Source organism: Lysobacter sp. Soil_C_15, from assembly GCF_057657315.1.
In genome coordinates this window covers 1-5,594 of the sequence record NZ_JBDGIR010000022.1, presented here as the reverse complement: position 1 = coordinate 5,594, position 5,594 = coordinate 1, and the positions used below count along the sequence as shown (strand labels likewise).

Genomic DNA, 5,594 nt, shown 5'->3' with positions numbered 1-5,594 from the left:
GCGTTCGCACAGCGCGCTTACGAGGCGCCGCAAGGCGAAGTGGAGACGGCGCTGGCGCGGATCTGGAGCGAGTTGCTGCAGGTCGAGCGTATCGGCCGTCACGACCATTTCTTCGAACTCGGCGGGCATTCGCTGCTTGCGGTGCAGTTGATGGAACGGCTGCGGCGAGAAGGACTGCAGGCCGACATCGTCGAGCTGTTCGCGCGGCCGACCTTGGCGGCGCTGGCGCAGGCCGCGATCCGGTCCGCGCATGCGGGCCCGCGCGGGGTCATGGTGCCGTCCAATGCGATTTCGCGCGACAGCGACGCGATCACTCCGCAGATGTTGCCGCTGGTGGAGCTGAGTCCTGAGCAGATCGCGCGCGTGGTCGGCTCGGTGCCGGGCGGCGCGGCCAACGTGCAGGACATCTATCCGCTCGCGCCGCTGCAGGAAGGCATCTTGTTCCACCACCTGCTGCAGCAGGACCACGACCCGTACCTGCTCTCGATCACCTTGGGGTTCGAGACGCGCGCATCGCTGGACCGCTTCGTGCAGGCCTTGCAGCAGGTCATCGCCCGTCACGACGTGCTGCGCACCGCGGTGCTGTGGGAGGGATTGGACGAGCCGGTGCAGGCGGTCTGGCGCAAGGCGAAGCTAGACGTGCGCACGCTCGAACCGGCCGACGGCGATATCGAAGCCGCGTTGGCCGATTGCGCGGGTTCGCAGCGGATCGACCTGCGGCAGGCCCCGCTGATGCGCGGGTTCGCCGCGTTCGACCAGCTAGGCCAGCGCTGGCTGCTGCGGCTGGTCCACCATCACATGGCGCTGGACCACACCGCACTGGAGGTGATGTTGCAGGAGATCGGGCTGATCCTGTCCGATCGCGCCGATGAACTGGCCGAACCCGTGCCGTTCCGAAATTTCGTGACGCAAGCGCGACAAGGCGTGAGCGCGCAAGAGCACGAAGCCTTCTTCCGCCGGATGCTCGGCGATGTCGACGAGCCCACCGCACCGTTCGGCCTGCTGGACGTGCACGGCGGCGGCGACAACGCCGGCGAAGCCGAATTGCTGCTGCCGTCCGCGCTGTCGCACCGCCTGCGCAAGCAGGCGCGCGGCCTCGGCGTGAGCGTGGCGAGCCTGTTCCATTGGGCCTGGGCTCAGGTGCTGGCCAAGACCACCGGCCGCGAGGACGTGGTGTTCGGCACGGTGCTGTTCGGTCGTCTGCAGGGCGGCGCCGGCGCCGATCGCGCGATGGGGCTGTTCATCAATACCCTGCCGCTGCGCGTACGCCTCGGCGACATCGGCATCAGCGACGGCATCCGCCAGACCCATGCGGCACTGTCGGGCCTGGTCGGCCACGAACACGCCTCGCTGGCGCTGGCGCAGCGCTGCAGCGCTTTGCCGGCAGGCGCTCCGCTGTTCACCTCGATGCTGAACTACCGCCACAGCGCTGGCGAGAAGGATCCGTCGCAGTGGGTGCCGGGCGCGACCTTGGTGGCGGTGAAGGAGCGGTCCAGCTATCCCATCGACTTGTCGGTGGACGATCTAGGCGACGATTTCAAGCTGACCGCGCAGGCCGTGGCGCCGGTCGAACCCCAGCGGGTATGCGCTTACATGCTCAACGCCCTGGCCGATCTGGCCGATGCGCTGGAGCAGGCGCCGCAGGCTCCATCCTGGCGCATCGAGGTGCTCGATGAGGCCGAGCGCCATCGGATGTTGACCGTCTGGAACGATGCGCAACCGGTCGCCACGCAGGCCGATGCCTGCGTCCATGAGCTGTTCGAACGCCAGGCGCAGGCCGCGCCGTCGGCCATCGCGCTCGAGCACGGCGATCGGCGATGGAGCTACGCCGAGCTCGACCGGCGCGCCAGCGGCCTGGGCTCGTACCTTCGCAGCCTGGGCGTCGCACCCGACGAGCGCGTGGCGATCTGCCTGCAGCGCGGCGCCGACATGTTGGTGGCGATCCTCGCCGTGCTCAAGGCCGGCGGCGCCTATGTGCCGATGGACCCCTCGTATCCGCGCGAACGACTGGAATACATGCTGCGCGATAGCCGCCCCCGCGTGGTGTTGACGCAGGCCGGGGTGGACGTCGCGCGCGATCTCGACCTCGCCGCGACGGTGCTGGACCTGGACGCCCCCCAGCGCCCCTGGGACAGCCTGCCGGACGCGGATGTCGCGCCGGCCGGCATCGGTCCGGCCGCAGACCATCTCGCCTATGTGATCTATACCTCCGGCTCCACCGGCCAACCCAAGGGCGTGGCGGTCGAGCACGGGCCGCTGAGCCGCCGCATCCAGGTCCTGGCCCGGCATTACGAGCTGCGCTCTTCCGACCGAGTCCTGCAGTTCGCATCGATCAACTTCGACGTGTCGATCGAGGAGATCATGGGCGCGCTGAGCGTCGGCGCGACCCTGGTGTTGCGCGATTCGCGCTGGCAGGACGGCGCCGCGGAGTTCTGGCGCTCCTGCGCCGATGCGCGCATCACGGTCGCCGAACTGCCGACCAAGTTCTGGCAGTACGCCACCGAGGACCACGCGATCGCGCTGCCGGACGGCCTGCGCCTGGTGATCATCGGCAGCGAGGCGGTCGAGGCCAAGGCGATCGCGCACTGGGCGGCCCGTCCTGGCCGCCGGCCGCGCCTGTTCAACGCCTATGGCCCCACCGAGGCGGTCATCACGGCGACCCTGCAGGAAGTCGAGTCCGCGCAGGACGTGCATATCGGCCGGCCGGTGGCCGATATCGCGGTCTATCTGCTCGACCGTCGCGGCCAGCCGGTACCGTTCGGCGTGCCCGGCGAGATCCACCTGGGCGGAGCGGGGCTGGCGCGCGGTTACCTCGACCGGCCGCAACTGACCCAGGAGCGGTTCGTCGCCGATCCGTTCGCGGCGCAGGCCGGCGCACGCATGTACAAGACCGGCGACCTCGGACGCTGGCTCGCGGATGGCACGCTGGAGTATCTGGGCCGCAACGACGGGCAGGTCAAGATCCGCGGCTTCCGCATCGAGCTGGGCGAGATCGAAGCGCAGCTAGGCCGCCAGCCCGGCGTGCGCGAAGCGGTGGTGCTGGCGCGCGCGGACGCGCCGGGCGAACTCAAGCTCGTCGCCTACCTGGTGGCCGCCGCGGGCGCGACGCTCGATCCGCACGGCCTGCGCCATGCCCTGGCCCAGAGCCTGCCCGATCACATGGTGCCGGCGGCGTACGTCGTGCTGGACGCGCTGCCGATGACGCCGAACGGCAAGGTCGACCGGCGCGCACTGCCGGCGCCGGACGCGGAATCCTTCGCCCAGCGCGCTTATGAAGCGCCGCAAGGCGAGGTCGAGACCGTGCTGGCGAGGATCTGGAGCGAACTGCTGCGGGTCGACAGGATCGGCCGCAACGACAACTTCTTCGAGCTCGGCGGCCATTCGCTGCTGGCCGTGCAACTGATGGAGCGCCTGCGCCGGGTGGGATTGCACGCGGACATCCGCGCTCTATTCGCCAAGCCGACCCTGGCCGTGCTCGCGCAGGCGGTGCAGGATGCGGAACGCGCCGGCTGGCGCGGCGTGACGGTGCCCGCCAACGGCATTCCCGCCGGTTGCGAAGCGATCACCCCGCAGATGCTGCCGCTGGTCGAACTCGATCAGGCGCAGATCGACCGCATCGTCGCCGCGGTTCCTGGCGGCGCCGCCAATGTGCAGGACATCTATCCGCTGGCGCCGCTGCAGGACGGCATCCTGTTCCACCATTTGCTGCAGACCCGCGGCGACCCCTACCTGCTGTCGACCTTGCTGTCGTTCGAGTCGCGAGAGGGGCTCGACGATTTCGTGCAGGCCTTGCAGCAAGTGGTCGACCGCCACGACGTGCTGCGCACGGCGATGCTTTGGGACGGCTTGCCCGAACCGGTGCAGGTGGTGTGGCGACGGGCGCAGTTGGAGGTGGACACGCTGGACCCGGACGGTAGCGATGCCGCCGCCCGACTGGCCGCGCTGGCCGATCCTCGCGACGCGAGGATGGACGTGCGCCTGGCGCCGCTGATGCGCGGCACGGCGGTGTTCGATACGCGCAGCCAGCGCTGGCTGCTGTTGCTGCTGCAGCACCATTTGGCGATGGATCACGTCGCGGTCGAACTGATCTACGAGGAAATCGGCCTGATCCGCACCGGCCGCTCGCACGAGTTGGCCGAGCCGGTGCCGTTCCGCAACTTCGTCGCGCAGACCCGGCTGGGGGTAAGCGCGCAGGAGCACGAGGCCTTCTTCCGCGACATGCTCGGCGATGTGGACGAACCCACGGCGCCGTTCGGCATGCTCGAAGTGCATGGCGACGGCGAAAACGTGCATGAGGCCGAACTGACCTTGCCGCGGGCGTTGTCGCAGCGGCTGCGGTATCAGTCGCGAGTTCTTGGCGTGAGCACGGCAAGCCTGTTCCACTGGGCCTGGGCCCAAGTGCTGGCGAAAACGGCGGGGCGCGAGGACGTGGTGTTCGGCACCGTGCTGTTCGGCCGCCTGCAAGGCGGCGCCGGTGCGGATCGCGCGGCCGGCCTGTTCATGAACTCCCTGCCGATGCGCGTGCATCTGGGTGGGCTCAGCGTCCTGGAAGGCGTCCGCCGGACGCACGCGACCTTGTCGGGCCTGGTCGGCCATGAGCACGCGCCACTGGCGCTCGCGCAGCGCTGCAGCGCGCTGGCTGCGAACACGCCGTTGTTCTCCTCCTTGCTGAACTATCGCCACACCGCGCCTGCCGGCGACTCCGCGCCGGCTTGGTCGCAGGGCGTGCAAATGCTGTCGGTGCGCGAACGCACCAATTACTCGTTCACGCTGTCGGTGGACGACCTGGGCGAGGACTTCGAACTGCGGGCGCAGATCGAAGAGCCGGTCGAGCCGCAACGCGTCTGCGCGTTCATGCGCAATGCGCTGACAGGCCTGGTGGAGGCGCTCGAACACGCGCCGAACACGCCGTCGTGGCAGATCGAGGTGTTGGACCGAGCCGAGCGCGAGCGGATGCTCGAGGCCTGGAACGCGACCGATCGCGCCTACCCGCAGGCGTGCGTGCACGAGCGGTTCCGCGACCAAGCCGAGCGCACGCCCGACGCGCCGGCGCTGCGCTTCGAAGCGCAAGAGCTGAGCTACGCCCAGTTGGACGCCAAGGCCGACCGGCTGGCGCATTACCTGCTCGACGCCGGCGTCGGCCCCGGTGCGCGGGTCGGGATCTACCTGTCGCGCTCGCCGGAACTGCTGATCGCGGTGCTCGGCGTGCTCAAGACCGGCGCGGCCTACGTGCCGCTGGAGCCGAAGCTGCCGAAGGAACGCCTGGCCTACATGGTCCGCGACGCCGGCATCGGCTGGGCGCTGCTGGAAGCGGCCGGGATGGACGAGCTACCGCTGCAGGACGTGGACGTGGTGCTGATGGACGGCGCGGCCGGCGACGACGAGTGGCTGGCGGACTACGCCCAGGGCGAGCTGCCGGGCGTGACCCCGACCGACATCGCCTATGTGATGTACACCTCCGGCTCGACCGGCCAGCCCAAGGGGGTGATGGTCGAGCACGGCGGCCTGGCCAACTACCTGGCGCACGCGGTGGAGTCGTACCTGCCGAACGTGGCCGGCTCGGTGGTCAGTTCGCCGCTGTGCTTCGATGCGAC

General features: G+C 69.6%; 1 protein-coding gene. It reads left to right on the top strand.

The window, feature by feature from the left end; all coding sequences use genetic code 11:
* Positions 1-5,594, top strand: a 5,594-nt coding sequence (locus AC3A57_RS22830; protein WP_487580994.1) for an amino acid adenylation domain-containing protein, incomplete at both ends; no start/stop codon positions are given.